This is a genomic window from Hyphomicrobiales bacterium (assembly GCA_016710435.1).
Classification (GTDB): domain Bacteria; phylum Pseudomonadota; class Alphaproteobacteria; order Rhizobiales; family Aestuariivirgaceae; genus Aestuariivirga.
Map to the genome: position 1 here is coordinate 3124990 of JADJVV010000001.1, position 26566 is coordinate 3151555.

Annotated in this window: 25 protein-coding genes and 2 pseudogenes; 10 read left to right on the forward strand and 17 right to left on the reverse strand. The window is 62.2% G+C overall.

Features of this window, described 5'->3' with window-relative positions; translation table 11 throughout:
- Nucleotides 1–21: 21 nt before the first annotated feature.
- Together IPM06_15230 and IPM06_15235 are read right to left on the reverse strand one after the other, a co-directional pair.
- Nucleotides 22–816 (reverse strand): transporter substrate-binding domain-containing protein, encoded by a 795-nt coding sequence (locus IPM06_15230; protein MBK8771774.1) that lies wholly within the window; start codon nt 814–816, stop codon nt 22–24.
- Nucleotides 817–881: 65 nt separating this feature from the next.
- A complete protein-coding gene (locus IPM06_15235) occupies nt 882–1640 on the reverse strand; it encodes an ABC transporter ATP-binding protein (protein MBK8771775.1) in 759 nt (252 codons plus the stop codon).
- A 249-nt stretch (nt 1641–1889) separates the two neighbouring features.
- On the opposite strand from IPM06_15235, the pseudogene IPM06_15240 reads away from it, so the two are divergent.
- The 4 genes and pseudogenes from IPM06_15240 (at nt 1890) to IPM06_15255 (ending at nt 5867) form a co-directional block, all read left to right on the forward strand.
- Nucleotides 1890–3066, forward strand: a pseudogene (locus IPM06_15240) (ABC transporter substrate-binding protein).
- Nucleotides 3067–3128: 62 nt separating this feature from the next.
- Nucleotides 3129–4139, forward strand: a complete 1011-nt coding sequence (locus IPM06_15245) for an ABC transporter ATP-binding protein (GenBank protein ID MBK8771776.1) — start codon at nt 3129–3131, stop codon at nt 4137–4139.
- Nucleotides 4100–5056 (forward strand): ABC transporter permease, encoded by a 957-nt coding sequence (locus IPM06_15250; GenBank protein MBK8771777.1) that lies wholly within the window; start codon nt 4100–4102, stop codon nt 5054–5056. The genes IPM06_15245 and IPM06_15250 overlap by 40 nt, the downstream gene beginning before the upstream one ends.
- Nucleotides 5046–5867: an ABC transporter permease gene (locus IPM06_15255; protein ID MBK8771778.1), complete on the forward strand. Its 822-nt coding sequence runs from the start codon at nt 5046–5048 to the stop codon at nt 5865–5867. Before IPM06_15250 ends, IPM06_15255 begins: the two co-directional genes overlap by 11 nt.
- A 283-nt stretch (nt 5868–6150) precedes the next feature.
- Here IPM06_15255 and IPM06_15260 read toward each other — a convergent pair.
- From IPM06_15260 to IPM06_15285, 6 genes and pseudogenes are all read right to left on the reverse strand, one after another.
- Nucleotides 6151–6585 (reverse strand): annotated as a pseudogene (locus IPM06_15260) (carbon monoxide dehydrogenase subunit G).
- A gap of 21 nt (nt 6586–6606) precedes the next feature.
- On the reverse strand, nt 6607–7734 hold the full coding sequence (gene tgt, locus IPM06_15265; GenBank protein ID MBK8771779.1) for a tRNA guanosine(34) transglycosylase Tgt: 1128 nt from the start codon (nt 7732–7734) through the stop codon (nt 6607–6609).
- Nucleotides 7731–8762 (reverse strand): tRNA preQ1(34) S-adenosylmethionine ribosyltransferase-isomerase QueA, encoded by a 1032-nt coding sequence (gene queA, locus IPM06_15270; GenBank protein MBK8771780.1) that lies wholly within the window; start codon nt 8760–8762, stop codon nt 7731–7733. The genes tgt and queA overlap by 4 nt, the downstream gene beginning before the upstream one ends.
- Before the next feature lie 23 nt (nt 8763–8785).
- Nucleotides 8786–9181, reverse strand: a complete 396-nt coding sequence (locus IPM06_15275) for a hypothetical protein (protein ID MBK8771781.1) — start codon at nt 9179–9181, stop codon at nt 8786–8788.
- A gap of 5 nt (nt 9182–9186) precedes the next feature.
- Nucleotides 9187–9672 carry a peptidylprolyl isomerase gene (locus IPM06_15280; GenBank protein ID MBK8771782.1) on the reverse strand — a complete coding sequence of 162 codons (486 nt, stop codon included), beginning with the start codon at nt 9670–9672 and terminating at the stop codon, nt 9187–9189.
- Complete coding sequence (locus tag IPM06_15285) at nt 9672–10190, reverse strand: peptidylprolyl isomerase (GenBank protein ID MBK8771783.1); 519 nt, start codon at nt 10188–10190, stop codon at nt 9672–9674. The genes IPM06_15280 and IPM06_15285 overlap by 1 nt, the downstream gene beginning before the upstream one ends.
- Nucleotides 10191–10305: 115 nt before the next feature.
- Between IPM06_15285 and IPM06_15290 the strand changes: the two genes are divergently transcribed.
- A complete protein-coding gene (locus IPM06_15290) occupies nt 10306–10785 on the forward strand; it encodes a GNAT family N-acetyltransferase (GenBank protein MBK8771784.1) in 480 nt (159 codons plus the stop codon).
- Between the two features lie 85 nt (nt 10786–10870).
- On the opposite strand, the gene coaD is transcribed toward IPM06_15290, so the two are convergent.
- The 7 genes from coaD to IPM06_15325 form a co-directional block, all read right to left on the reverse strand.
- Nucleotides 10871–11374 carry a pantetheine-phosphate adenylyltransferase gene (gene coaD / locus IPM06_15295; protein ID MBK8771785.1) on the reverse strand — a complete coding sequence of 168 codons (504 nt, stop codon included), beginning with the start codon at nt 11372–11374 and terminating at the stop codon, nt 10871–10873.
- Nucleotides 11374–11994: a LysE family translocator gene (locus tag IPM06_15300; GenBank protein ID MBK8771786.1), complete on the reverse strand. Its 621-nt coding sequence runs from the start codon at nt 11992–11994 to the stop codon at nt 11374–11376. The genes coaD and IPM06_15300 overlap by 1 nt, the downstream gene beginning before the upstream one ends.
- A 47-nt stretch (nt 11995–12041) precedes the next feature.
- Entirely contained in the window at nt 12042–14762 is a 2721-nt protein-coding gene (gene gyrA, locus IPM06_15305) for a DNA gyrase subunit A (protein ID MBK8771787.1), read from the reverse strand.
- Between the two features lie 157 nt (nt 14763–14919).
- Nucleotides 14920–15261, reverse strand: a complete 342-nt coding sequence (locus IPM06_15310; protein MBK8771788.1) for a hypothetical protein — start codon at nt 15259–15261, stop codon at nt 14920–14922.
- 82 nt (nt 15262–15343) lie between these two features.
- Nucleotides 15344–16420, reverse strand: coding sequence for a DUF1176 domain-containing protein (locus IPM06_15315; GenBank protein ID MBK8771789.1), 1077 nt, complete (start codon nt 16418–16420; stop codon nt 15344–15346).
- Between the two features lie 33 nt (nt 16421–16453).
- Nucleotides 16454–16957, reverse strand: coding sequence for a single-stranded DNA-binding protein (locus tag IPM06_15320; protein MBK8771790.1), 504 nt, complete (start codon nt 16955–16957; stop codon nt 16454–16456).
- Nucleotides 16958–17157: 200 nt separating this feature from the next.
- Complete coding sequence (locus IPM06_15325) at nt 17158–17295, reverse strand: hypothetical protein (GenBank protein ID MBK8771791.1); 138 nt, start codon at nt 17293–17295, stop codon at nt 17158–17160.
- Between the two features lie 136 nt (nt 17296–17431).
- Here IPM06_15325 and gcvA point away from each other — a divergent pair, with 136 nt between their 5' ends.
- From gcvA to IPM06_15340, 3 genes are all read left to right on the forward strand, one after another.
- Nucleotides 17432–18379: a transcriptional regulator GcvA gene (gene gcvA / locus IPM06_15330; GenBank protein ID MBK8771792.1), complete on the forward strand. Its 948-nt coding sequence runs from the start codon at nt 17432–17434 to the stop codon at nt 18377–18379.
- 6 nt (nt 18380–18385) lie between these two features.
- On the forward strand, nt 18386–18808 hold the full coding sequence (locus IPM06_15335) for a YkgJ family cysteine cluster protein (GenBank protein MBK8771793.1): 423 nt from the start codon (nt 18386–18388) through the stop codon (nt 18806–18808).
- Nucleotides 18809–18917: 109 nt separating this feature from the next.
- Complete coding sequence (locus IPM06_15340; GenBank protein MBK8771794.1) at nt 18918–19724, forward strand: DUF3108 domain-containing protein; 807 nt, start codon at nt 18918–18920, stop codon at nt 19722–19724.
- Nucleotides 19725–19753: 29 nt separating this feature from the next.
- Here the strand turns inward: IPM06_15340 and IPM06_15345 are convergent, their stop codons facing one another.
- Entirely contained in the window at nt 19754–20389 is a 636-nt protein-coding gene (locus IPM06_15345; protein ID MBK8771795.1) for a hypothetical protein, read from the reverse strand.
- 219 nt (nt 20390–20608) lie between these two features.
- Here IPM06_15345 and IPM06_15350 point away from each other — a divergent pair, with 219 nt between their 5' ends.
- A complete protein-coding gene (locus tag IPM06_15350; protein ID MBK8771796.1) occupies nt 20609–21508 on the forward strand; it encodes a DMT family transporter in 900 nt (299 codons plus the stop codon).
- A 99-nt stretch (nt 21509–21607) separates the two neighbouring features.
- Nucleotides 21608–24529: an excinuclease ABC subunit UvrA gene (gene uvrA / locus IPM06_15355; protein MBK8771797.1), complete on the forward strand. Its 2922-nt coding sequence runs from the start codon at nt 21608–21610 to the stop codon at nt 24527–24529.
- 152 nt (nt 24530–24681) lie between these two features.
- Here uvrA and IPM06_15360 read toward each other — a convergent pair whose 3' ends face one another.
- Nucleotides 24682–26562, reverse strand: coding sequence for an autotransporter domain-containing protein (locus IPM06_15360; GenBank protein MBK8771798.1), 1881 nt, complete (start codon nt 26560–26562; stop codon nt 24682–24684).
- Between the last annotated feature and the right edge of the window lie 4 nt (nt 26563–26566).

Consider the following 26566-nt stretch of genomic DNA (forward strand, 5'->3'; position numbering starts at 1 on the left):
GGGCGGCCATTGCGTGAAGTGTTATTCCTTCGGCGTCGCGAGCTTGCCTGCCAGGCCATACTTCTCGGCGAGCTTGTCGTAGATGCCCTTCTTGCCGATGGCGTGGATGGCAGTATTCAGCTTCTCAAGCAAAGCCGTGTCTTCCTTGCGAAGGCCAACGCCCACGCCCGGTCCGAGCACCGCGTCATCTTCCGGCACCATGCCGTAGGCTTCGCAGCAGGCCTTGCCTTCATCGGTGGCGAGGAAGTTGAACAGCGTGATGCTGTCGGCCTGCACGTAGTCGAGACGGCCCGCCGCGAGATCGGCGTTGGCTTCATCCTGGCCCTTGTAGGTCTTGGACACCGCACCAGCCGGCACGAAGTACTTTTCCACGTAGTTGGCATGCGTGGTGGAAGCCTGCGAACCGATGGTCTTGCCCTTCAGGGCTTCGGGGGCAATGTTCTTGTCGCCGCCCTTCGGGCCGATGACCATCGACGGCGTGTTGTAGTACACGTCCGAGAAGTTGATCTGCTTCTGGCGCTCAGGCGTGATCGACATGGAGCCGAAGATGCCATCCATCTTCTTTTCCAGCAGGGCCGGAATGATGCCGTCCCAGGCGATCGGGATCAGCGTGCACTTCTCGTTCATTTCGGCGCAGATAGCCATCAGCACTTCATATTCCCAGCCTTCCCATTCGCCGGCCGCATTCTGCGAGGTGAAGGGCGGATAAGGCGCGGCGTCCGTGGCGAACACCAGGTCCGCCTTGGCAGTCGTGGCACCGGCAGCGCCAAGCACAAGGGCCGCGGCAGCGGCCATCATGAGGGTCTTGAATTTCATTGTACTACTCCCTGTTATTGAGAAACCGGCGTCGGCCGGCCTCCTGTTCTCCGTTTTCCGGAACCTCAATGGATTCCAGAGACGAATTGCTTGCAGCGCTCGCTCTTCGGAGCGCCAAACACCTGGCGCGGCGGCCCCTCCTCCTCGATCACACCCTTGTGCAGGTAGATGACGTGGGAGGAGACATCGCGCGCGAATTTCATTTCATGGGTGACGAGGATCATGGTGCGGCCCTCGTCCGCAAGCCCACGGATCACCTTCAGCACTTCCCCCACCAGTTCCGGGTCGAGCGCCGATGTGGGTTCGTCGAACAACATCACTTTCGGTTCCATGGCGAGCGCCCGGGCAATGGCCGCACGCTGTTGCTGCCCGCCGGAGAGGAACGCCGGATACTGGTCACGCTTGTCGTAGAGTCCGACCTTGTGGAGCAGCGCCTCTGCACGCTCCTTCGCTTCGGCGCGCGGCACCTTCAGCACATGCACCGGCGCTTCCATTACGTTCTGAAGTACACTCATGTGTTGCCACAGGTTGAAACTCTGGAACACCATGCCGAGTCGAGTCCGCACCCGTTCCAGCTGTCGCCGGTCGGTCGGATGGAGATTGCCGTCTTTGGCGGGCTTGAGCGCCACTTCCTCACCCGTCACCACAATGCGGCCGCGGGTCGGCATTTCAAGAAAGTTGATGCAGCGCAGGAAAGTGCTTTTGCCGGAGCCGGAAGCGCCGATCATCGACACCACGTCGCCCTGCCGCGCCTCCAGAGAAACGCCTTTCAGCACCTCAAGTGGACCGAATGATTTGTGGAGGTCATCGACCACCACAGCCATATTGCCGTTGCTGCCTTGCGCTGCAGTGGAATTCACGCGTTTCGCCCCGTACACATCCCAGACCGCCGGCTCTCTGATCGGCCAGCTTGGCTTCAGACCTTAGGGGTTCTTTACCTCCCGGTCAAACTCAGGTTATCGTTGTCCATCCGTCCAACGGACAATGCAGGGACGTGGGCCACTGGGGCGGCCCCCTGTAAAGATGCCGGACGGAACAACAGAGGCCCCTGGAAACTCGTAAGGGAGAAGATCATGAAGTCAATGCTCAAGGCCTGCGTGTCGATTCTGACAGCCGCGGCAGTCACCACAGCCTTCAGTGGCGTGGCGATGGCGCAGGTGAAGGAAATCGGCAAGGGCGAAGGCCAGGTCGATATCGTGGCCTGGCCCGGCTACATCGAACGCGGCGAAACCGACAAGAACTTTCGACTGGGTGACGAGCTTCGAAAAGGAAACGGGCTGCAAGGTCAACGTCAAGACCGCCGCCACGTCGGACGAAATGGTCACGCTCATGAACCAGGGCGGCTTCGACCTCGTCACGGCTTCCGGCGATGCCTCGCTCCGCCTCATCGCGGGCAAGAAGGTTCAGCCCGTCAACGTCGATCTCATCAAGGACTGGAAGGCCGTCGATGACCGCCTGAAGGATGCGCCATGGCACACCGTCGATGGCGTACACTACGGCGTTCCCTACCAGTGGGGGCCGAACGTGCTGGCCTACAATGCCAAGATATTCCCCGAAGCACCCAAGACCTGGGGCGTGGTTTTCGAGGAACAGAACCTGTCGGACGGCAAGTCCAACAAGGGCCGCGTGCAGGCCTTCGATGGTCCGATCTACGTGGCTGACGCAGCGCTCTACCTGATGAAGAAGAAGCCCGAACTGGGCATCAAGAACCCCTATGAACTGAACAAGGAGCAGTTCGCGGCAGTGATGGAAGTGTTGTCGGCACAGCGCCAGCTTGTCGGACGCTATTGGCATGACGCCATGGTGCAGATCGACGACTTCAAGAACGAAGGCGTTGTCGCCTCCTCCTCGTGGCCGTTCCAGGTGAACCTGCTGCAGGCCGACAAGGCGGTGATGGAAAAGACTCCCATTGCTTCCACCGTGCCGGAAGAAGGTGCAACGGGTTGGGCCGACACCACCATGCTTCACGCGGAAGCCGCCCATCCCAACTGCGCCTACATGTGGATGAACCACTCGATTGACGCCAAGGTGCAGGGTGATCTTGCCGCCTGGTTCGGCTCGGTGCCGTCCGTCCCCGCCGCTTGCAAGGGCAACATGCTGTTGACCGACACGGGCTGCGCCACCAACGGCTTCGACAACTTCGACAAGATCTGGTTCTGGCGCACGCCGACCTCGAAGTGCGAAGCAGAAGGTGCCTGCGTCCCCTATTCGCAGTGGGACAAGGAATACCGTAAGGTCATGGGTCAGTAAGCCCGAGGCAACGCAATCCAGGACCCCGGCGTCAAAACCGGGGTCCTTTTTCAGGACGGACCATGCAGACTGCCGTGAGTTTCCAGAACGTGTCGCGCCACTTCGGCACGGTGCGCGCTGTTGATGATGTTACGCTCGATATTGCCGAGGGCGAATTCTTTGCCATGCTGGGGCCGTCCGGCTCCGGCAAGACCACATGCCTGCGCCTTATCGCCGGATTTGAACAGCCGACTTCCGGTCACATCGAAATCTTTGGCGAAACCGCCGAGGGCCTGCCGCCCTACAAACGCAACGTCAACACCGTCTTCCAGGATTACGCCCTCTTTCCCCACATGACCGTGGGCGAGAACGTGGCCTATGGCCTGATGATCAGGGGCGTCGCCCGCCCCGACCGCGAGGCCCGCGCCACCGAAGCGCTCAAGATGGTGAAGCTCGACGGTTTCCAGGCGCGCAGGCCAGCACAACTCTCCGGCGGCCAGCGCCAGCGTGTCGCCCTCGCCCGTGCCCTCGTGAACCAGCCCAAGGTGCTTCTCCTCGACGAGCCGCTGGGCGCCCTCGATCTCAAGCTCCGCGAGCAGATGCAGGAAGAGCTGAAGGCCCTGCAGAAGCAGCTTGGCATCACCTTCATTTTTGTCACCCACGATCAGGGTGAAGCGCTCTCCATGGCTGACCGTGTCGCCATCTTCAACGACGGCAAGATCGTGCAGGCAGGTTCACCGGCGGATGTCTACGAACGCCCGCGCTCGCGCTTCGTCGCGGATTTCGTCGGTTCCTCCAATGTCCTCGCCCCGGACTTCTTCGCGGCCCATGGCGGCACGAAGTCCTGGGCGAGCTTGCGGCCGGAGAAGATTTCCATTCGCAACGGCAAGGAGAAACTGCCGGCTGCATCCGCTTCTGCCACGGGCCGCGTCGCCTCCGTCAGCTATCAGGGCTCCGTCACCCGCATCGTCATCGACAGCGACGGCACGCGCCTTGCCGCCGTCGTTCCCGCCCCGCTCGCCAGCGTCAGCGAAGGTGAAACCGCGACACTCGTATGGAACCGCGCCGATGCCGTGACCATGGAGGGCGCATGACCGCCGCCATCCGCCGCAGCACGCTTGCCGACACCTTCTTCCGCCATCCCGGCTTGCTCACCATCCTGCTGCTGCTTCCGCCATTGCTGTGGATCGGCGTTGTCTACATCGGCTCGCTGTTGACGCTCTTGCTCCAGAGCTTCTACTCGCTCGATGAATTCTCCGGCCTCGTGCTCCACGAATTCACCCTCGCCACCTACGCCCAGCTCTTCGAAAGCTCCAACTTCACCATCATCCTGCGCACGGTCTTGATGGCGGCAGCAGTGACACTCGCCTCTGCCGTGCTGGCCTTCCCAATCGCCTATTTCGCCGCCCGCTATGCCCGCGGCTGGGGCAAGGCGCTCTTCTATCTCGCCGTCATGATGCCGCTCTGGTCCAGCTATCTCGTCAAGGTCTATGCCTGGAAACTGATCCTCGCCAAGGAAGGCATCGTCACCTGGGTGGCGGCGAAGCTGCACCTCCTCTGGCTGCTCGATGGCCTTCTCGCACTTCCCACCGTGGGCGGCCCATCGCTGTCCATCAGCTACATCGGCACTTTCATCGTCTTCGTCTACATCTGGCTGCCCTACATGATCCTGCCGACACAGGCGGCACTGGAGCGCGTGCCTGCCAACTTCATCGAGGCCTCGGCGGATTTGGGCGCAACGCCCCGCCAGACCTTCCGCACCGTCATCCTGCCGCTCGCCCTGCCGGGCATCATTGCAGGCTCGATCTTCACCTTCTCCCTGACCCTGGGCGACTACATCATCCCGCAGATCATCGGCAATTCGCGCCCCTTCATCGGCTCCACCGTCTATGCCCTGCAAGGCACCGCCGGAGACATTCCGCTGGCTGCTGCCTTCACTGTGGTGCCCATCGTCATCATGGGGATCTATCTTGTGATCGCCCGCCGCATGGGAGCCTTCGATGCGCTCTGACCGCGGGGCCGGCTGGCCCCTCGCCGCCGCCGCCGTGGGCGGGCTGCTCTTCCTGCACGTGCCGCTGATGCTGATCGTGCTCTACGCCTTCACCTCGGAGGAGAAGAGCTTCCAGTTTCCTCCGCCCGGCTACACCACCCACTGGCTCTCGGTGGCGTGGTACGACAGGCCGGACATTTGGAACCCGCTGTTCCTCTCCCTGAAAGTGGCGCTCATCGCAACGGCCATGGCACTCGTCTTCGGCACGCTGGCCGCAGCAGCGCTTTCGCGCGCGCGCTTCTTCGGCAAGGATTCGATCTCGCTGCTCTTCATCCTGCCCATTGCGCTCCCCGGCATCATCACCGGCATTGCCTTGCGCTCGGCCTTCGACATCTTCGGCATGTCCTTCTCAACCTGGACCATCATCCTCGGCCACGCCACCTTCTGCATCGTCGTCGTCTACAACAACGCCCTCGCCCGCTTCCGCCGACTCTCCGGTTCGATGATCGAGGCCTCCATGGACCTGGGTGCCGATGGCTTCCAGACCTTCCGTCACGTGGTGCTGCCGCAGATCGGCTCTGCGCTGCTGGCGGGCGGCATGCTCGCCTTTGCGCTTTCCTTCGATGAGGTGATCGTCACCACCTTCACGGCGGGCACCGGTATTGGCTCAAAGACACTCCCCATCTGGATGCTCGACGAATTGATCCGTCCCCGCCAACGCCCCGTTACCAACGTGGTGGCGATCTTCGTCATGGCCGTCACCTTCATCCCCATCGTCCTCGCCTACTACCTCACCAAGGACGCCGAACACACCGGCGGCGCAGGAAAGTAGAGATCAGCAAGGACTATGGGTCGCCGGAACCAGTCCGGCGATGACAAACCTTCGAAACAGGAGCGATTGCAGAGGCAGACCCTGCAGTGGCGGCGTCTTACCGCTTCCTGGCCTTTTTCTTGGCACCGGCCTTCTTCACAGCAGCCTTCTTCACGGCAGCTTTTTTCACGGCAGCCTTCTTCGCCGCTGGCTTCTTGGCCGCCGCTTTCTTCACGGGAGCCTTCTTCGCCACCTTCTTCGCCACGACCTTCTTCGCCGGGGCCGGGGCGGCTGCCCCCATCTGAGCTGCGAGTGTTGCGAATTTGTCGAAGAACTGTCCCGCCAACGACCGCGCGGTGGAATCGATCAGCCGCGACCCCAGCATCGCCATCTTGCCCTTCACTTCGGCATCGACGTCATAGGTCATGCGCGTGCCTTCCGGCACGGTCTCGAGTTTCACGCTGGCGCCGCCTGCCGCCTGTCCCGCCATGCCACCCTCGCCCTTGCCTTCGATGCGATAGCTCTTCGGTGGGTGCAGGTCTTTCAGGTGAACGACGCCGTTGAAGCCCGCCTTCACCGGGCCGACTTTCACCACCACCCGCGCCTTCATTTCCGTGGGCGACGTGAGGGTGATGCTCTCGCAGCCTGGAATACACTGCTTCAAGACATCGGGATCGTTCAGCGCTTTCCACACCGTTTCGATCGGGGCCTCGATGATTTCTTCACCGCTCATCTTCATGGGGTTTCCTCCTCCCGCGGATTATGCCGCAGATTCGCCGCGCTGCCACTGTTCCTTTGTCTGACGGCGGAAATCCTCGAAGCGCCCCTCCGCAATGGCGGCGCGCATGCCCTGCATCAGCGATTGGTAGTAGGCGATGTTGGCCCACGACATCAGCATCATCCCCAGCATCTCGCCGGAGCGGATGAGGTGATGCAGGTAGGCCCGCGAATACTGCGACAGTGCCGGGCATGGATGTTCCTCGTCCAATGGACGCATGTCGGTCGCATGCTTGGCGTTGCGGATGTTGATCTTGCCGAAGCGCGTGAACGCCTGGCCGTGCCGCCCGGAGCGCGTCGGCAGAACGCAGTCGAACATGTCCACGCCCCGCGCCACCGCCTCCAGAATGTCGTCGGGCGTGCCCACGCCCATGAGGTAGCGCGGCTTGTCCACCGGCAGCGCGGGTGCCGTAAAATCAATGGTCGATAGCATCAGCGCCTGCCCTTCGCCCACGGCGAGGCCCCCGATGGCATAGCCCTCGAAGCCGATCTCCACGAGCCCCGCCGCACTGCGCAGCCGCAGCGCTTCATTGGTGCCGCCCTGCACGATGCCAAAGTTGCCCTTGCCGGGCTGGGACCCGAAGGCCACGCGCGAGCGCTCGGCCCAGCGCAAGGAAAGCTCCATCGCCTTCACCGCCGCCTTGTCCGTATGTGGAAATTCGATGCACTGGTCGAGCTGCATCTGGATGTCGGACCCGAGCAGCCGCTGGATTTCCATGGCCCGCTCCGGCGAGAGAAAATGCTTGCTGCCGTCGATGTGCGATTGGAACGTCGCACCCTCCTCCCGGATTTTGCGGATTTTGGAGAGCGACATGATCTGGAAACCGCCGGAGTCCGTCAGGATTGGCCCGTCCCAGCGGATGAGCTTATGCAGGCCGCCGAGCTTCGCCACCTGTTCCGCACCGGGCCGCAGCATCAGGTGATAGGTGTTGCCGAGGATGATGTCGGCCCCTGTCTCCTTCACCTGGTCGAGGTAGAGCCCCTTCACGGTACCCACCGTGCCCACCGGCATAAAGGCCGGCGTGCGGATGTCGCCGCGCCCCGTGTGCACGGTCCCGAGGCGCGCGGCCCCGTCCGTCTTTTGCAATGTGAATCCGAAAGCGCGTGTCATGGCGCAGGCCATAGCAGGCTGGCATCGCCGTAGGAATAGAAGCGATAGCCCTGTGCAATGGCATGGCCATAGGCAGCCTTCATGCGCGCCTGCCCGGCAAAGGCCGAGACCAGCATGAACAGCGTGGAGCGCGGCAGGTGGAAATTGGTGACGAGGCCATCGACTGCGCGGAAGCGATAGCCCGGCGTGATGAAAATGTCCGTCGCCCCCCTGAAAGGCTCAAGTCCGCTGGCCTCCAGAAGCCGCAGCGACGTTGTGCCGACGGCAATCACCCGCTGGCCCTCCGCCCGCGCCACCTTCAGCCGCGCCGCCACGTCGGCAGGCACCTCGCCCCATTCGGAATGCATCTTGTGGTCCGCGGTATCCTCCGCCTTCACCGGCAGGAAGGTCCCAGCCCCAACATGAAGCGTCACAAATTCATGTGTTATTCCAGCTTCTTGCAGCCCCTTCATCAAGTCTTCAGTGAAGTGCAGTCCGGCCGTCGGCGCGGCCACCGCACCGTCGTGCCGGGCGTAGATGGTCTGGTAATCGGCCTTGTCCTGGGCATCCTGCGCGCGTTGTGATTCAATATAGGGCGGCAACGGCACGCGGCCCGCAATGGCGAGCGCGGCATCAAGGTCGGCGCCCGTTTCACTGAAGACCAGCGTCACCTCGCCCGCCTCGCCCTTGGCGGAAACGTGTGCCTCAAGTTCTCCGAAACGCAGGCGGTCTCCGGCGATCAGCTTCTTCGCCGGCTTTACGAATGCCTTCCACGTTGCGCCGTCCATCCTCTGGTGCAGCAACGCCTCGATCCGGGGGGTGGTGCCAAGCCGCCCGACGCGATGACCGGACAGGGCGGCGGGGATCACCTTCGTGTTGTTGAACACCAGCACATCACCGGCGCGCAATTCCGCAGGCAGGTCAGAGACCGTCCGGTCGCGCAAGGCATCGGGCGAAACCACCAACAACTTCGCCGCCTCCCGCGGCACCGCCGGACGCAAGGCAATCCGCTCCGCGGGCAACTCAAAATCAAAATCGGAAACGCGCATGATTGGCCACGCCGGAGAAAGCCTCAGCCCTCCCCGCCCTCGCAGGATACCACCCAGGCGCCAACGCCCGGCACCCGCAGGGTGCCGCCCATGGCAACGGGGGCATCGCCTTCCACGGCCTTGAAGACGCGCAATTCCGCCACCACGGCGCCCATGCCTTCGTCCATCACGTCGATAAGGATTGTCTTGTCATCCTCGAAGGCCTGCCCGCGCGTGATCACGGTGCCTTCGCCATCGCGGGTGGACCACATCTTGTTGCCCACCTCGAGCTTGAATTCCGTCGCCGTGCCGATACCCAGTGATCCCACCAGCACGCTGAATGACGCCTCGTCTCCCTTGGACGAACAGATCGTCCACTCCGTCGCCGCCGCAGGCGTTGCCATCGCGGCCAGGACGATGAGGAAGACGAGGCGCTTCATGGGTGTTATGCCGCGTCAGCCGCGACCTGCATCTTGGCGATCTTGTCCGGTTCGCGCACGGGTTCGCCGCGCTTGATTCCGTCCACGATCTCCATGCCGGACGTGACCTTGCCCCACACGGTGTACTGCTTGTCGAGGAATGACGCATCGCCGAAGCAGATGAAGAACTGGCTGTTGGCCGAGTTCGGGTTGGACGAGCGCGCCATGGAGCAGACGCCGCGCACATGCGGTTCCTTGGAGAACTCGGCCTTCAGGTCCGGCTTTTTGGAGCCGCCCATGCCAGTGCCCGTCGGGTCGCCGCCCTGCGCCATGAAGCCTTCGATCACGCGGTGGAACACCACGTTGTCGTAGAAGCCTTCACGGGCCAGTTCCTTGATGCGGCCCACGTGGCCGGGTGCCAGGTCGGGGCGGAGCGCAATCGTCACGCGGCCCTTGGCCGTGCCCTTGGCATCGGCAATGTCCATGTACAGGGTGTTTTCGAGATCAGCCATTATTGCACCGTCACCTTTGTCATCTTGTCGGGGTTTGCCACGGGTTCACCGCGTTCGATCTGGTCCACGCACTTCATGCCATCTGCGTCCACCTGGCCGAACACCGTGTACTGGCCATCGAGGAAGCCGCCATCGGCGAACATGATGAAGAACTGGCTGTTGGCCGAGTTCGGATCAGCCGAGCGGGCCATGCCCACCGTGCCGCGTGCGAAATGTTCCTTGGTGAACTCGGCGGGAAGGTCAGGCTCGTTGGAGCCGCCGGTGCCGGTTCCGGTGGGGTCGCCCGTCTGGGCCATGAAGCCATCGATCACGCGATGGAACACGATGCCGTCGTAGAAGCCGGCGGCGGCGAGCTTCGAAACCTGTGCCACATGCTTGGGCGCGAGGTCCGGGCGCAGCTTGATGGTGAAGCTGCAATTGTCCGAGGTGTCGATCTTGATGCTGTCGGCGGCAGCGGCCGGAGCGGCCAGGGCGGCAAGCGCAGCGCCGGCCAGCACCCATTTCCTGATCTGATTCAAGTTAAGTTCTCCAGTTGGGATGACTCTCAAAAAGTCACGGGAGGGGTTAGCTGACCTTCAAATGCGGCGCAACTTGGGTATTGCCCGCCTTTGCTCAAACTCGCAAAAGAGCACGATGCCGCCTGCCCTCACCATCTCCGCGGCGCGGGGCCAGCACGACCTTGCCGCCATCCGCAGCCTCTTCAAGGCTTACGCCGGCAGTTTGCCGGTGGACCTGTCCTACCAGGGCTTTGCCGACGAACTGGCAGGCCTGCCGGGGAAATACGCACCACCCCACGGCGAATTGCTGCTGGCCCGCGACGGCACGGGAACTGCCATCGGTTGCGCCGCCCTCCGGCCGCTGGAACCGCCACTGGTCTGCGAGATGAAACGCCTGTTCGTGAGCCCCCAGGGCCGCGGCACCGGCTGTGGCCGGGCACTCGCCGAGGAGGTACTCGCCACCGCCCGTCTGCTGGGCTACCGCGAAATCCGGCTGGACACGCTTCCCACCATGGCCGGCGCCCAAAACCTCTACGCCAACCTCGGCTTCACTCCCGTCGCGCCCTATTACGAAACTCCCGTCGCAGGGACCGTCTTCCTCGGGAAAATGCTGTAAGCGACCACCAGGGCCGCACCATCACAAACCGTCAACCCCGCGGAGGCCGGAGCTGGTCTTGGTCGCTCACTGGCCTTGTTCCCCCTCAGACGCGCCGCGCCATCGCCCCCCGCAGGGCCGTCTCTGCCTCGTGCGGCAGGAACAGCGAGGTGTCGCCGCCCATTCGGGCAATCTGCTTCACCAGCGAGGAGGCAATCATGCGCGTCGCGGGTGAAGCCGCCATGAACACGGTTTCGATATCCGGCGCCAGCGACCCGTTCATCTGCGCCATCTGCACTTCATAGTCGAAATCCGAGGCGTCCCTCAGTCCACGGATGATCACTTGCGCATGCGCCCGCTTCGCCGCTGCCACCGCGAGGTCATCAAAGGACATCACGCTCACCTTGAGGCCCGAATGCTCAGCGATGGGCTTCGTTACCGTCTCAATGAGGCTGATCCGCTCGGCCGCCGAGAGGAGCGCCTGCTTGCCCACATGCACGCCAACGCCGATCACCAGCTTGTCCACCACGCGCGCCGCCCGGGCGATGATGTCGAGGTGTCCGAATGTGACAGGATCGAACGACCCCGGATAAAAACCGATGCGCGCCATCACGCCCTTCCTTTCAATGCCATCCAGACGCCTGCCGCCGCGAGGAATGTGCCGCTCACCACTTCCACGGCCCGGATGCGCGACCGCGACATCCAGCTTCCCGCCTGGCCCGCGAGCAGCGCGTAGACCGTGTCCGTCACAGCCGCGATGATGATGAACGTCCCGCCCAGCAGCAGTGTGCCCCGCTCGATGTCGCCGTTCGCCCCCAGGAATGGCGGAATCAGCATGCCAAACAGCACAAGCACTTTCGGGTTGGACATGAGCACCACAAACCCCTGCCAGAAGAATCCGTGCGCGCCCGCACCCGTGGCGGCGCGTCCGTCAAAAGCCGAACCTTTGGAAAACAGCAGGCGCAGACCCAGCCAAATCAGATAGATCGCACCAGCATAGCGCAGCAGGTCAAACCAGATTCCCATGACCCGGATGGCGGCGCCAAGCCCCAGCGTGGCGAGCGCCAGCCACACCAACCCTGCTGCAATCGTGCCGGCAACATTCAAAAGCCCTGCCCGCGCGCCAAAGCGCAACGAGTTGGCGATGATGACCGTCACCGTCGGCCCCGGCACGGCGGCTAACGCCAGCGCGGCGAGGCAGAAGGCGACATAGGCTTCAGCAGCAATCATGGCCCGAACAAATCACAGGCCGCACGCCCACGCAAGTTGCGAGGGCCTCACTCCGCCTCGTCGCCACCGTTCATGCCGCCGTTCTCGCCGATGTGTTCCACCGAGACGACATGCTCGTCGTCGGCCGTGTCAAACACGATCACGCCCTGCGCCGAACGTCCGGTCTTGCGGATGTCGTGCACCGGGCAGCGGATCATCTGTCCCTGGTCGGAGACGAGCATGATCTCGTCCTGCTCTTCCACCGCGAAAGACGCCACCAGCGGACCATTGCGCTCATTTACCGCCATGGCGGTGATGCCTTTGCCGCCACGGCCCGACACGCGGTACTCATAGGCACTGGTGCGCTTGCCATAACCGTTGGCGGAAATGGTGAGGATCACCTGTTCGGCGGCACTCATTTCGGCATAGCGTTCCTGGCTCAGCATGGCCTCCACCGGGGCGTCGTCATCACCCTCCTGCGTGGCCTCGTCGCCCGCAACCGCGCGCGACATCTTCACGAAGGCGGCGCGGTCCTGCGGCGTCGCCTCGAAGTGCTTGATGATCGACATGGAGATCACCTTGTCATCCTTGTCGAGACGGATGCCGCGCACGCCATCGGACTCGCGTCCCTTGAACACGCGGATGTCGTTCACCTCGAAGCGGATGCACTGGCCTTGGGCCGTGGTCAGCAGCACGTTGTCCTGCTCCTCGGCCAGATCGACGCCGATGATCAGGTCGCCCGCATCCAGCTTCATCGCGCGCTTGCCGTTGCGGTTTATGAGCTCGAAATCCTCCAGCTCGTTCCGGCGCACATTGCCCGAGGCCGTGGCGAACATCAGATACTGCTTGGATGCGCCCTCCGCCATGTCCGGCAGCGGCAGGATGGTGGTGATGCGCTCGCCGTTCTCCAACGGCAGGATATTGATCAGGGCTTTGCCGCGCGATTGCGGCGTGCCCACCGGCAAGCGCCACACCTTCATGCGATACACCGTGCCAAGGGACGAGAAGAACAGGATGGGCGTATGGGTATTGGCCACGAACATCTTCGTGACGAAGTCTTCCTCGCGCACCGCAGCACCCGCACGGCCCTTGCCGCCGCGCCGCTGCGCCCTGTAGGCCGAGAGCGGCACGCGCTTCACGTAGCCCGCGTGGCTCACCGTCACCACCATGTCCTCGGACTGGATCAAGTCCTCGTCGTCAACCTCACCCTCGTTTTCCACGATGTCGGTGCGGCGGGGCGTTGCGAATTCGGTCTTCACCGCCATCAGTTCATCGCGGATGATCTGGCGCACGCGCACGCGCGACGACAGGATGTCGAGGTAGTCCTTGATCTCGGCCGCGAGCTTTTCCAGCTCCTCGGTGATTTCTTCGAGGCCCAGTTGCGTGAGGCGCTGCAGGCGGAGATCCAGGATGGCGCGTGCCTGTTCGTCTGACAGCCGGTAGGTGCCGTCGCCCTTCAGGCGGTGGCGCGGGTCGGCGATGAGGGCGATCAGCGGTTCCAGCTGGCGCGCCGGCCAGTCACGCGCCATCAACGCTTCGCGCGCCGCCGCCGCATCCCGCGACGAGCGGATGAGGCGGATCACTTCATCGATGTTGGCAACGGCAATGGCCAGGCCCACCAATACATGCGCACGGTCGCGTGCCTTCTTCAGCAGGAACTTGGTGCGCCGCGTGATCACTTCCTCGCGGAACGACACGAACGACCGCAACAGGTCGAGCAGGTTGAGCATTTCCGGCCGCCCGCCGGAGAGGGCCACGTTGTTTACCGAGAACGTGGTCTGCATGTCGGAATAGCGCCAGAGCTGGTTCAGCACGATGTCGGGCTCCGCATCGCGCTTCAACTCGATCACGACGCGCATGCCTTCGCGCGAGCTTTCGTCACGAATGTCGGAAATGCCCTCAATGCGCTTCTCGCGCACATGGTCGGCGATCTTCTCGATCATCGTCGACTTGTTGACCTGGTAGGGAATTTCGGTCAGCACCAGTGCCTGCCGGTCCTTGCGGATTTCCTCCACCTGCACGCGCGCCCGCATGGTGATGCTGCCGCGCCCCGTCATGAAGGCGCTGCGGATGCCGCTGCGCCCCAGGATGATGCCGCCCGTCGGGAAATCCGGACCCGGGATGATCGGCAGCAATTCCTCAACCGTGATCTCCGGACGGTCGATCAGCGCCAGCGTGGCATCAACAACTTCGCCCAGATTGTGCGGCGCCATGTTGGTCGCCATGCCAACGGCAATGCCGCCTGCCCCGTTCACCAGCAGGTTGGGATACTTGGCGGGAAGAACCGTCGGTTCCTTGAATTCGTTGGAATAGTTGTCCTGGAAAGCCACCGTGTCCTTGTCCAGGTCGTCCAGCAGCGGAATCGCGGCGCGCGCCAGGCGCGATTCGGTGTAGCGGTCGGCCGCTGGCGGATCGCCGTCCACCGAGCCGAAATTGCCCTGCCCGTCGATCAGCGGCAGGCGCAGCGAAAAGTCCTGCGCCATGCGCACCAGCGCGTCATAGATCGCCAGATTGCCGTGCGGATGGTACTTACCCATCACGTCACCGACGATACGGGCGGATTTTTTGTAGGGCTTGTCCGGCGTGAAGCCGTTTTCATCCATCGTGTAGAGGATGCGGCGGTGCACCGGCTTCAGGCCGTCGCGCACGTCCGGCAGGGCGCGGCTGACGATGACCGACATCGCATAGGAGAGATAGCTCTGCCGCATCTCCTCTTCGATGGTGATGGGCGAAATCTCGTTCGGATTGGCAGGCGGCAAGCCTGCCTTGTCGTCGTTCTTGTCGGCCACAAATGCCTCTGCTGGTTCCCGCCGCGAACGGCTCCGGAAGGCCCGGACCACGACTCGCGAAACATCCGCGTGAGACTACTCCCGCCACCGTGTCAGGGCAATGAAATCAGCAGGTTTTTCGCAGATTCTGCGCCCGCGCAAGCGGTTGGAATCAGGCTCAGATTCGGCGGATGGAAAGACCACCGCCGCGATAGCTGCCATTGTCGCCGGAAAGGGCGGCGCAGGACGTCTTGCCATCGTTCCACTTCGACCAGGCGATGCAAAGCTGCTCACCCTTCACGCGCCACAGGCCACGGTCCTTCTCGCCCTTGGCCTGCCCCGTGATGACGCCATTCGGGCGCATCGAAACGGTCATGCTGACAAGCCCCATCACGTTCACGGCGTACTGGCCGGGCGCCAGTTGGCGAAGTTCGGAAGACGAGAGTTTGTCGCCCCCATGGGCGGCCGGCGAGAGAAGGCAGGCGGCGAGAGCCGCGGCAAGCGAAAACCGGTAAGTCATGGATAAGCCCCATCAATGAGTGGATTTGTTGCGGTGCAAAAAGCCGTCAATTGTGACGACAGTATGTCCCCGCGGCAAGGAATCAGCCGTCCGGAATCAGCTCCGGTTTCGCCACCATCTTCCCATCCTTTACAAGGAGATAGGGATTCATCTGCTCGTCCGTGGTGGGGTCCACGTCATATTCCTTCAGCACGAACTGCCCTTCGCGGAAGACATATTCGCCATGGCTGGCGGCATCCCCGATTCCCCGCCATTTGGCGTAGTGGTTGATGGTGCCCGTGGCGGGATCGAATTCCGCATTGGTGAGAATGCTGTCCGACGCAAATCCATCGACGGCAATCGAGGTCAGCTTGGTCTGTTCCTGGTCCTCGTATGTGAGCGCGAGATGCGGACTGGCAAACGACAGCCGCTGCAGGCCCGACACCGGTTCATAACCGTAGAACACATTGCTCACATTGTAAGCCGCGACCGAGCAGGTGAAGGCAAAGAGCGTGAAAGTCTGCGCGGGCTCATCGGCACCCGCGTAGTCCGGCTTATAGGTCAGGGGATAGACTTCCGGTTCATTCATCCCGCCCAATGTCTCCGCAACCTTGTCGCACGCGAAGGCCATCTCGGACGCGAAGCGTTGCCTGGCCTGGTTCAGCAGCGTAGCAGCATCGGGCGGGGCCTCATTTCCCTCCTCCGCGCCGTTGCCGCAATCGGGAAGGCCGAAGAACGTGTAGTCCGCCTCGGTGCTGACCTTGAGCTTGGCGGACTCGATCCGCAGCGGCCGGTTGGGCGGATCCTGAACCGTTCCGTTGACGGCGCGCACCGTATAACAGCCCGCGAAATAACTGGTCTTGCCCGCGCCATCCCTGGCACGCACGGCTGTCGGCACAGCATAGAACACCGAACCCGCGGCACCATCGGATTTCACCCGGCCGGTGATCACGTCGACGCGTGCCGTCCCCTCGTAGCCTTGGACATAGGCATCGAAAGTCTTGGCGGGCGGCGCGGTGAAGTAATCATACGCGCGGGCGTATTCGTGCCGGTTCACCGCATTGTAGAGCGACCGCACGAGGCTCGCCGCGTCCGAGCGATCGTCCATGTATGGCTCGTCCGCCCCGGCGCAGGGGCTCAGTGCGGCGATTGCGAGGATTGCAAGACAGGAACGGCGCATGAATGGCTTCCCCGGTATGGAAGCCGCACCAGACTAGAACGGAACCTCATCGTCAAGGTCACGCGCGAAACTCTGCTTGGCACCGCCGCCCGCCGCGCGCGGACGTTCCATCGGCGAGGATGCGCCAAAGTCGTCGCCGCCACCGCCGAAGCCGCCGCTGCTGGCGCCGCTCTCGCTGCCCGGGCGACCGCCCAGCATCGTCAGCTCACCACGGAAATTCTGCAGCACCACTTCGGTCGAATATTTTTCGGCACCCGACTGGTCCGTGTACTTGCGCGTCTGCAACTGGCCCTCGATATAAACCGTCGAGCCCTTTTTCAGGTACTGTTCCGCCACCTTGGCCAGCGCTTCGTTGAAGATCACCACACGGTGCCATTCCGTCTTTTCCTTGCGCTCCCCGCTGTTGCGGTCGCGCCAACTTTCAGACGTGGCAATCGAGAGGTTGACGATGGGCTTGCCGTCCTGTGTGTGGCGCACTTCCGGATCACGTCCGAGGTTGCCCACCAAAATCACCTTGTTCACCGATCCAGCCATCACGCGTCTCCCTTGTCACATCAGATAGGCACTGTTCACCGCCGTCATAGTCCCCGCCGCAAGGCGCTGCATCCGCTAAACACCGCCGTCCACAACCAGAACATGTTCGCTATATGTTCTATCAAACGACAAAAAACAAGACCCTGATTCTGCAACCAGGGTCCCGTTATTGTGCGTTTGCGAAAACGAACAGTCCGAATGCCTTATCCACGATGGAAAAAGCGCACGATCTTGTTCAGGGTCTTCGACTTGCGGTTCGCCGGAGCATGATGGCGAGCCTTGACGTCATGCATCATCGCGGTGCTGTAAACGTCTGAATATGTTTCAAGAATCCAGTTCATGGTAAGTCCTCATCAAATCTTGGTCCGGGTCTTTTCCGGATGTCTGCAAGGTAACTTCGCAGGTGCAAAAAGACAAACGGCGAAAACTGACATGACATGTTAGAAAAAGTTACACGACTTGTGCTAACGTCTTGCCATGGCCCGCCGACTCCCCTCGCTCAATGCCCTGAAAGCCTTCGAAGCCGCCGCCCGGAACGAGAGTTTCACCGATGCGGCGGGCGAACTTTTTGTCACCCACGCCGCCATCAGCCGCCATATCCGGGAGCTGGAGGAATATCTCGGCACGGAGTTGTTCACCCGCACCGGACGGGGCGTCGAATTGACGGCACCAGGCCGCATCTTCGGCCAGAAGCTCACGCCCCTCTTCGATCAACTCGCTGATGCCGCCCGCGAAGCCGCAGCCGTGGGCGATGCCCGCACCCTGAAGGTATCGGTGGAGCCTGCCATCGCCTCGCGCTGGCTCGTGGGCCGCATCGGCAAGTTCAGCGACCTTCACCCCGATATTGAACTCTCGATCGATGCTTCCAACCGCCTCATCGATTTCTATGCCGACGACTACGACCTCGGCATCCGCTATGGCCGCGGCCCCTGGGACGACGTGGAGATGTTCAAGCTGTCGGATGTGGTGATCTTCCCGGTCTGCGCACCCAAGCTCATCGCCGATCAGCCGGCACTGCAGCCTGCCCAGTTGGACGACTTCACCCTTCTCCACGAAAGCCGCAAGGAATACTGGGCCGACTGGCTGAAGGAAGCAGGCGTCCGCGCCGAGATGGACTGGCGCGGCACCGTCTTCCAGAACCACCTCGCCATCGAGGCCGCCGAAGCCGGACAGGGCTTTGCCCTGGGCGACCAGATCCTCTGCACTGATTCTCTTGTGGAAGGCTGGCTTTTGCGCCCCTTCTCAATCGACATGAAGGATCACGGCAGCTATTGGATTGTCCGCAAGAAAGGGTCCAAGGAGCAAGCCACGGCCCGGGCCTTCCGCGAATGGCTGATGGGCGAGATGGTGGAAACCAATCGCCGCTTCCAGTTGATCCGCGCGAAGGACCAGAAACCGTTGGCCAAGACTGCTCCGGCTGCGTGAGGAACCATGGCGAAGACTGGCAAGACCAAGACGGCGGCAGCAAAGCCGCGCCCGAAGAAGCTCAAGTATGACTGCCTGAAGTGCCCGGGCTATTGCTGCTCCTATCCCGTCATCGAAGTGAAGGACCGCGACGCGGCCCGCATCGCCAAGCATTTCGGAATGACTCTTCCGGCGGCCGAGAAGAAGTATTTCAAGGCGACCCACGGCTACAAGCGCATCATGCGCCGCAAGGCCGACACGCACTACGGCAAGATCTGCCAGTTCTTCGATACCGAAGCCCGCCGTTGCACCATCTATCTCGCGCGCCCCTCCACCTGCCGCGAATTCCCCGGCGACGACAACTGCGGCTACTACGACTTCCTGAAGTTCGAACGCGAAACCCAGGAAGACGAGACCTTCATCTCCTCGACATGGAACATCGAGAACTGAACGTCACCGCGGCGCAGAAAACCCGCCCCATTCCTGTCAAATTGACCGCGCAAGCGTTGCGGCGCTGCCAGCCATTGAAGGATGGCGGCCAATGGGGTGTGATGTACGAATGAACCAGGCGATGCACGAAACGGCGAGGCGATGGGCAGTGGCAGGATTTGCCATGGGCATCATGGCGGCTGTACCCTCCACCGCAGCGTGGGCGGGGAACGTGATCGAACTGGGTTACGTCGTCGATGTCGCGGGCTCGACTGTCCTCAAGGCCAGCTACCGCGCCGAGATCAGTGACGGCAGTTTCGAAGCCTCGCTCTTTGGCAAGACCTCCGGCGTCTCCAACATGTTCACCGGTTACAAGATGAACCTTTCCGCCTCGGGAACCGTGGACGGCGAGCGCTTCATTCCCGGCGTTTACGGCAACGACCGCAAGAAGAAGGGCAAGAAGGCCAAGTCGACGGACGTGACCTGGCAGCCGGGCGGTGGCGTCACCGTCTCCTACTCCGGCGAAGTGCAGCCCCCGCCATCGGCGGTGGCCTCGGCGCTGGGCAAGTCAACGTCCGATCCGCTCACCGCAATCCTGAAAATGGCCAACAGCCAGCAGGACAAGCCCTGCTCCGGCAAGTATCGCGTCTACGACGGCAAGGATGTGTTCGACCTGGCATTGGCCTTCCGCAAGGACGCCGGCAACGCCATGGAATGCAAGCTGACCTGGACACCGGTTGCAGGCGTTGCCGTGGACAAGGGCGACACGGAAGTGGAAACCTACGCTCTCACCCTGGGACCTGTGCAGTTGTCGTCAGGCAAGGTCTTGCATGTGCCGTTGCAGGTGGTGGGCAAGACCAAGGGCATGACTGTCACCGTATCTGCCGCCAGCGTCTCCGTTGATGGCCAGCGGGTCAGCGCGCAGGCCGACCAGTAGCCACCTGCCCGTCACACATCAATTGATGATCAGAAGCGGTAGCGCAAGCCGGCGGTGATGAAAGTCGATCCGCTCACCACGTCATCGAACAATCCGAACACACCCGAACGGTGGTGGTAACGCACCAGCAGTTCCAGGTTCTTGTTCTCCGGATTGGCGAAGGTGATTTCCGGGCCCATGTAATGCAACAGCTTCGCGGCTTCCGACTTGCTGTCGCGGCTACGCTCGAATTCCGAGGTTTCCGTGAGGTAGCTCACGCCCGTGTTCACGGCGATGGTGGTGTAGACGTAGTCGTTCCAGGGCAGGTTGTCGTAGCGCAGGTAGGCAGCAGCCCAGCCTTCGCCCAGGTCCTCATCGCCGAAGCGGAACGAGCCGCCCACTTCGCCTTCAACGAACAGATGATCACCGATCACCGGCGGCAGGATGCCTCCCGTGATGTCGTTCACCGAGCCGAAGCGATGCGAATAGGCAAGCCCGACGACGCCAAGGTCCGCCATGTCGTTGCGCCACGGCGCATACATGCTCTCCACGAAATTCGTCCACGTGGCCTGACCTGCGAAGATTGCGATCGAGTCATTTCCCGGAACGCTGTCATCGGCGCGTGCGGTGGTCAAACAGGTGGCCAGGGAAATGACCACGAACATCAGCCGGACGATGAATGACACGGGAAAAATTCCGCAAATCAGAGGGGTTGCATTGATTCACCTTTTAAGGTGTCCACCTGCCCTTGCAAAGCCATTTTTCCATTGTCCCCGCCCTGCGGAGCGGGTCGCACGATAACCCGTCACCCGGAAGCTGGACTGCCTGACTCCTGGGCATTGAGGCTTGCCAAACAGCGCCGGTTCCCTTAGCGCGGCGGCCCAATCCTGAATACGGCTGCATCAATGACAACCTCCCCGCACCTCCGCCATTCCGTGACGGCCGGCCTTCTGCTGGTGGGTGGGGCTGCGCTCACCTGGAGTTTCGGCGGCACCATCCGCCGCTTCATCGAGGCCGACAGCTGGACGGTCGTCTTCTGGCGCTCCTATTTCGCCACCGTCTTCCTGTTGCTCTACATGGCGGTGAAACACGGGCCCCAGGGCACGGTGGATCATTTCCGCGTGATGGGTTGGCCGGGCCTTGCTGTGGGTCTCTGCTTCTGCATCGCTTCCACGTCCTTCGTGGTGGCTCTCGCCCATACAACGGTCGCCAACATTCTGCTCATGCAGGCCGGCGCGCCCCTCTTTGCGGCACTCATCAGTTTCCTCGTGTTCCGTGAAGCCGTGAGCCGCGGGACCTGGATTGCCATCGCCGCAGTGATCACCGGCGTCGCCATCATGGTCTCGCAATCCTTCACCGGAGAAGTCTCGCTGATCGGCGACGGCCTGGCGCTGGTCATCACCATCGCCTTCTCCATCGCAACCGTCATCACCCGCCGCCACCACAACATCGAGATGGTCCCGGCCGTCTGCTTCGGCGTGGCGCTTGCCGCCCTGTTCTCCGGCATCATGACCACCAGCTTTGCCGTCTCGGCGGTGGACTTTGCCTGGCTCATCCTCTTCGGTGCCGTGAACCTGGGCTTCGGCCTTGCAATCTTCGTCACCGGAGCCCGCATGGTGCCCGCCGCCCTCGCAGCCCTCATCAGCACGCTGGAGCCGGTGCTGGCGCCGATCTGGGTCTGGCTTGTGCATGGCGAGGTGCCAACCCGCATGACCATCATCGGCGGCAGCGTCGTCTTCCTCGCCCTGCTTGGCCATGTATTGATGCAGTTCCGCAAGCCCCGGAAACCAAGCCGCGCCATCTGAGTTGTGGAAATCCCGGCGGCTCCTGACACGGTGCTGCCATGCGCAGGCTAAACTTCGAATTTCTTGTCTTCGTTCCCCTTTTATTCTAGTCCGGGTGCCATGGCCGAACAGAAACGCGTGATTTCCATTCAGGGTGCCCGCGAGCACAACCTGAAAAACGTCTCCCTCGAACTGCCCCGGGACAAGCTGATCGTCTTCACCGGACTTTCGGGCTCCGGAAAATCATCCCTCGCCTTCGACACGATTTATGCTGAAGGCCAGCGCCGCTATGTGGAATCACTCTCAGCCTACGCCCGCCAATTCCTTGAGATGATGCAGAAGCCGGACGTCGACCAGATCGACGGCCTCTCGCCCGCCATCTCGATCGAGCAGAAAACGACGAGCCGCAACCCGCGGTCCACCGTGGGCACCGTCACCGAAATCTACGACTACATGCGCCTGCTCTTTGCGCGCGTCGGTGTGCCTTATTCGCCGGCAACCGGCCTCCCCATCGAAGCCCAGACGGTGACGCAGATGGTGGACCGCGTCATGGCCCTCCCCGAAGGTGCCCGCCTCTACATCCTCGCGCCAATCGTCCGTGGACGGAAGGGTGAGTACCGCAAGGACCTGCAGGATCTCCAGAAGAAGGGCTTCCAGCGCGTGAAGGTGGATGGCATCTTCCACGAGATCGATGCCGTTCCCGCCCTCGACAAGAAATACAAGCACGACATCGATGTTGTCGTGGACCGCATCGTGGTGCGCGAAGACATCGCCACCCGCCTCGCTGACTCTTTCGAAACCGCGCTGAAACTGGCCGACGGCCTGGCCATTGCCGAATTCGCCGACAAGCCGCTGCCGCCGTCGCAGACGTCGGAGGAAAGCGCCAACAAGTCGAAGAACGAAACGCACGAGCGCATTATATTCTCTGAGCGCTTTGCCTGCCCCGTCTCCGGTTTCACCATCGAGGAGATCGAGCCCCGCCTCTTCTCCTTCAACAACCCCTTCGGCGCCTGCCCCACCTGCGATGGCCTCGGCACGGAATTGAAGTTCGAGCCGGAATTGGTGGTGCCCGATACAACCCTCAGCCTCCGCGACGGCGCCGTTGCGCCCTGGAGCAAGACAGGCGCCACCTCGCCCTACTACATGCAGACGCTGGAGGCCCTCGCCAGGCACTTCAAGGTCTCCATGACGACACCGTGGAAGGACCTGCCGAAGAAGGTCCGCGACGCCGTCCTGAACGGTACCGGCGAGGACGAGATCACCATCACCTATGATGATGGCCTGCGCACCTACAAGACCAGGAAGCCCTTCGAAGGCGTGATCGGCAACATCGAGCGGCGCTGGCGCGAGACGGATTCCGAATGGATGCGCGAGGAACTCTCCCGCTACCAGTCGGACCATGATTGCCACGCTTGCACCGGCTTCCGCCTCAAGCCACAGGCGCTGGCCGTGAAGATCGACAAGCTGCACATCGGCGAGGTGACGCAAATGTCCATCGCCGATGCCGACCGCTGGTACACCCAACTGGACTTCACCCTCACGCCGAAGCAAAAGGAAATCGCCGCCCGCATCCTCAAGGAAATCCGCGAGCGCCTGCGCTTCCTCGTCGATGTCGGCCTGAATTACCTGTCCCTCAACCGCGTCTCTGGCACGCTGTCGGGTGGCGAGAGCCAGCGCATCCGCCTCGCTTCGCAGATCGGGTCCGGCCTCACCGGCGTCCTCTACGTGTTGGACGAACCCTCGATCGGCTTGCACCAGCGCGACAATGACCGCCTGCTCAAGACCCTTATCCACCTCCGTGACATCGGCAACACCGTGATTGTTGTGGAGCACGATGAAGACGCCATTCGCCTCGCCGACTATGTCGTGGACATTGGTCCCGGCGCGGGCGTGAACGGCGGCCGTGTGGTGGCGCAAGGTACGCCCGAGCAGGTCATGCAGAATCCCGAGAGCCTCACCGGGAAATATCTGGTGGGCCTCGAACAGGTGCCCGTACCCCGGAAGCGCCGCACCTGGGAGAAAGGCCGCTCCATCCGTGTCTCTGGCGCCCGCGCCAACAACCTGAAAAACGTCAGCGCCGAAATCCCGCTCGGCGTCTTCACCTGCATCACCGGCGTCTCCGGCGGCGGCAAGTCCACCCTGCTGATCGATACCGTGTACCGCGCACTCGCCCGCAAGCTCATGGGGTCACGCGAAGCCCCTTCTGTGCACGACCGCATTGAAGGCATCGAACACCTCGACAAGATCATCGACATCGACCAGAGCCCCATCGGCCGCACGCCGCGCTCCAACCCGGCCACCTACACCGGCGCCTTCACGCCGATCCGCGACTGGTTCGCAGGATTGCCCGAAGCCAAGGCCCGCGGCTACGAGCCTGGCCGCTTCTCCTTCAACGTCAAGGGTGGCCGTTGCGAAACCTGCCAGGGCGATGGCGTCATCAAGATCGAGATGCACTTCCTGCCGGACGTCTACGTGACCTGCGATGCCTGCCATGGCCACCGCTACAATCGCGAAACACTGGAGATCAAATTCAAGGACAAGTCCATCGCTGACGTTCTGGAAATGACCGTCACCGAAGGCGCCGACTTCTTCAAGGCCGTTCCCGCCGTGCGCAACACACTGGAAACCTTGCAGCGTGTCGGCCTCGGCTACATCAAGATCGGCCAGCAGGCGACGACACTCTCCGGCGGCGAAGCCCAGCGCGTGAAGCTCTCAAAGGAACTCTCCCGCCGCTCGACGGGGCGCACCCTCTACCTGCTCGACGAACCCACAACAGGCCTGCACTTCCACGACGTGAAGAAACTGTTGGAGGTGCTGCATGAACTGGTGGAGCAGGGCAACTCCGTGGTGGTGATCGAACACAACCTCGAAGTCATCAAGACCGCCGACTGGATCATCGACCTGGGCCCGGAAGGCGGCGACGGCGGCGGCGAAATCGTAGCCGCCGGAACCCCGGAAGACGTCGCCCGCAATCCCCGCAGCTACACAGGGCATTACCTCAAGGACGTGCTCAAGCGGGGACGGAAGGAAGCAGCGGAGTGACCAACTCCTCGTAACTCGGCATGAGAAACTGACGTGGCAGGTTGCCATTGCGCCTGTCCCTCACCTTGGGGTGTGCCTCAAAATGTGTAAGGCCCGCCCCGCATTCCTGCAGGCTTGCTAAGCAAGGTACTAAACCTGGGAGGCAACCACCCTCAAAAACTCCGGCTCAACGTCACATAGCCCGTGACGTTCGTGTCCCCGCCCACGACGAGGCTGGAGATCAGGCCGCCCGTCACGTTGAAGGCCTCATGCCTGGAACGGAAGCCTGTGTGCAGTGTCACGTTGTCCGAAGGTCTGTCCGAGCCCGGCAAAGCAAACGGCAGGCTACCGGGAATGGACTGGAGCTGCGCGCGGTTGCTGCCAACACCGGCAAACTCATGGTCCCATGTGGCGCGGGCAAAAACCTCCGTCAGGTCGGTCAGTTCGTAAGCGAATTCGGCACCGAGGCTCCCTATCGCTGACCTGCGGTTGAAGTCGAGGAAGCGCATGGAGGTGGAAAGGTCCGGATTGTCTTCCGCGAAACCATCCAGTGAAACGTATTGAAGCAAAAGGCTGGCCAGCGGAGTCACGGTCAGCTTGTCCATCTCGACGTCATATCCGGCTGTGAAGCCCAGGCTTGCGCTGTGGCCATGCGTCTCGCCGTGATGCCGCCGCGTGGCCGCGCCAAGTGCGACAGTGCGCGTGATGTCGTAGTCCGCGAGTGAAACGTTGACGAGACTGTTCATCCACAGGTTCGTACCGCGCCAGCCGACAAACCCGCCAATACTGGCCTCCGTCGCATCGTGCTCCGTCCCGTTTCCCGCGATCTGGTAGTTGATATCCTCCACCCTGATCATTGGGGGCGTTCTCAAGAAGGTCGGCATGACGAAATTGATCTCGTCGCGGCCCTCCTCGCGCGTTTGCCGGCCGAAGCCCGCATGCACACCGAACGTGACATTGCCCCGCACATGTTTCACTCCCGCCATGGCATCAAGGTTCTCATCGCCATCAGCAAGCCCGGCCAACCCCTGCCCCCACCAGAAGTTTCCCTGCTCGCTGGGTTGCCCCAGATGCTCCGTCAGAGACTGGAACCTTGCGCGCCCTCCGGTCACTGCCGAATCTGCGATTTGGCCCATTTGCGCCGGTGCATCCAGCACGGAGAGCGCATACTGCGCCAGCAACTGGTGCCCGCCGGCCGACAAATGCACACCGTCCGCGAACAGATGGGTATAGGGCGCATCCTGAGCCACCAACGAGGTCGGATTGCATGTGAGGGAATTGGCGGTGATCTGCGGCATGCAGGCCGTTCCCGTCACATTGCTGAAGCCATAGAGTGCAGGATCGGCAACCACCTCCTGCAGCAGCGCGAACGTGTTCAATGGGATCACAGGAAGATTTGCAGCAGCGAGGCCGTCGAAGAGTTGGCTATTGAAATCTTGTGTCAGGGCCGTTGCATCTGCCTGAGCCGCCGGCCCCGCTGCACGATAAGTTGGCGCAACACCGAGATCGTAGACAGTAGGCACCAGGACGTAACGGGCACCCGCGTTGGCAAGCGCCTGCACCATGGCAACCTCGCCCACCACAGCATCGTCAATGGCTGTGGGAGGAGCGATACCCGCTAGCACCAAAGCGATGTCATTCATGCCACCCCAGACGGTGTACAGCGCACCCGGATCCGCCACACCGCCGTGTTCTGTCAGGTAATCGTTCACCCGAGTGTTCATCGACGGAACAGGACCAAGGGCACCCACCCAATCGACGACGACGCGGGCACCGCCATTTGCATAATTCGTGCCGGTCTGTCCGTTGCCGTTGGGATCAGCCGAAGTCCCCAGTTCGTCAGCAATGATTTGCGCCCAGACATCAGCAGGATTCGTGGTGAACTGCCCCGTGACTGGCCGAACGGAGCTTGGCAGCAAGGGTCTGTAGAAACCGGCGTCAGTGAGGCCGTCACCAAAAAAATAAGTCTCGGAAAAAGACCCGGCCAATGCCGTGCCCATGCTTGCAAGAATAGAAACTGCAATTCCAGACGCGAGGTGGACTTGTCGCCACATGATT

What these genes read in the sequence shown, in the direction of transcription:
- IPM06_15275 (MBK8771781.1), bottom strand. Translation starts at nt 9,181, where the DNA reads ATGAAGCGCCTCGTCTTCCTCATCGTCCTGGCCGCGATGGCAACGCCT.
- IPM06_15335 (MBK8771793.1), top strand. Translation starts at nt 18,386, where the DNA reads ATGGCGAAGACTGGCAAGACCAAGACGGCGGCAGCAAAGCCGCGCCCG.
- IPM06_15325 (MBK8771791.1), bottom strand. Translation starts at nt 17,295, where the DNA reads ATGAACTGGATTCTTGAAACATATTCAGACGTTTACAGCACCGCGATG.
- IPM06_15350 (MBK8771796.1), top strand. Translation starts at nt 20,609, where the DNA reads ATGACAACCTCCCCGCACCTCCGCCATTCCGTGACGGCCGGCCTTCTG.
- tgt (MBK8771779.1), bottom strand. Translation starts at nt 7,734, where the DNA reads ATGACACGCGCTTTCGGATTCACATTGCAAAAGACGGACGGGGCCGCG.
- IPM06_15300 (MBK8771786.1), bottom strand. Translation starts at nt 11,994, where the DNA reads ATGATTGCTGCTGAAGCCTATGTCGCCTTCTGCCTCGCCGCGCTGGCG.
- IPM06_15315 (MBK8771789.1), bottom strand. Translation starts at nt 16,420, where the DNA reads ATGCGCCGTTCCTGTCTTGCAATCCTCGCAATCGCCGCACTGAGCCCC.
- IPM06_15360 (MBK8771798.1), bottom strand. Translation starts at nt 26,562, where the DNA reads ATGTGGCGACAAGTCCACCTCGCGTCTGGAATTGCAGTTTCTATTCTT.
- IPM06_15235 (MBK8771775.1), bottom strand. Translation starts at nt 1,640, where the DNA reads ATGGCTGTGGTGGTCGATGACCTCCACAAATCATTCGGTCCACTTGAG.
- IPM06_15310 (MBK8771788.1), bottom strand. Translation starts at nt 15,261, where the DNA reads ATGACTTACCGGTTTTCGCTTGCCGCGGCTCTCGCCGCCTGCCTTCTC.
- IPM06_15230 (MBK8771774.1), bottom strand. Translation starts at nt 816, where the DNA reads ATGAAATTCAAGACCCTCATGATGGCCGCTGCCGCGGCCCTTGTGCTT.
- coaD (MBK8771785.1), bottom strand. Translation starts at nt 11,374, where the DNA reads ATGGCGCGCATCGGTTTTTATCCGGGGTCGTTCGATCCTGTCACATTC.
- IPM06_15255 (MBK8771778.1), top strand. Translation starts at nt 5,046, where the DNA reads ATGCGCTCTGACCGCGGGGCCGGCTGGCCCCTCGCCGCCGCCGCCGTG.
- IPM06_15290 (MBK8771784.1), top strand. Translation starts at nt 10,306, where the DNA reads ATGCCGCCTGCCCTCACCATCTCCGCGGCGCGGGGCCAGCACGACCTT.
- IPM06_15245 (MBK8771776.1), top strand. Translation starts at nt 3,129, where the DNA reads ATGCAGACTGCCGTGAGTTTCCAGAACGTGTCGCGCCACTTCGGCACG.
- IPM06_15250 (MBK8771777.1), top strand. Translation starts at nt 4,100, where the DNA reads ATGGAACCGCGCCGATGCCGTGACCATGGAGGGCGCATGACCGCCGCC.
- queA (MBK8771780.1), bottom strand. Translation starts at nt 8,762, where the DNA reads ATGCGCGTTTCCGATTTTGATTTTGAGTTGCCCGCGGAGCGGATTGCC.
- IPM06_15280 (MBK8771782.1), bottom strand. Translation starts at nt 9,672, where the DNA reads ATGGCTGATCTCGAAAACACCCTGTACATGGACATTGCCGATGCCAAG.
- gcvA (MBK8771792.1), top strand. Translation starts at nt 17,432, where the DNA reads ATGGCCCGCCGACTCCCCTCGCTCAATGCCCTGAAAGCCTTCGAAGCC.
- uvrA (MBK8771797.1), top strand. Translation starts at nt 21,608, where the DNA reads ATGGCCGAACAGAAACGCGTGATTTCCATTCAGGGTGCCCGCGAGCAC.
- IPM06_15340 (MBK8771794.1), top strand. Translation starts at nt 18,918, where the DNA reads ATGAACCAGGCGATGCACGAAACGGCGAGGCGATGGGCAGTGGCAGGA.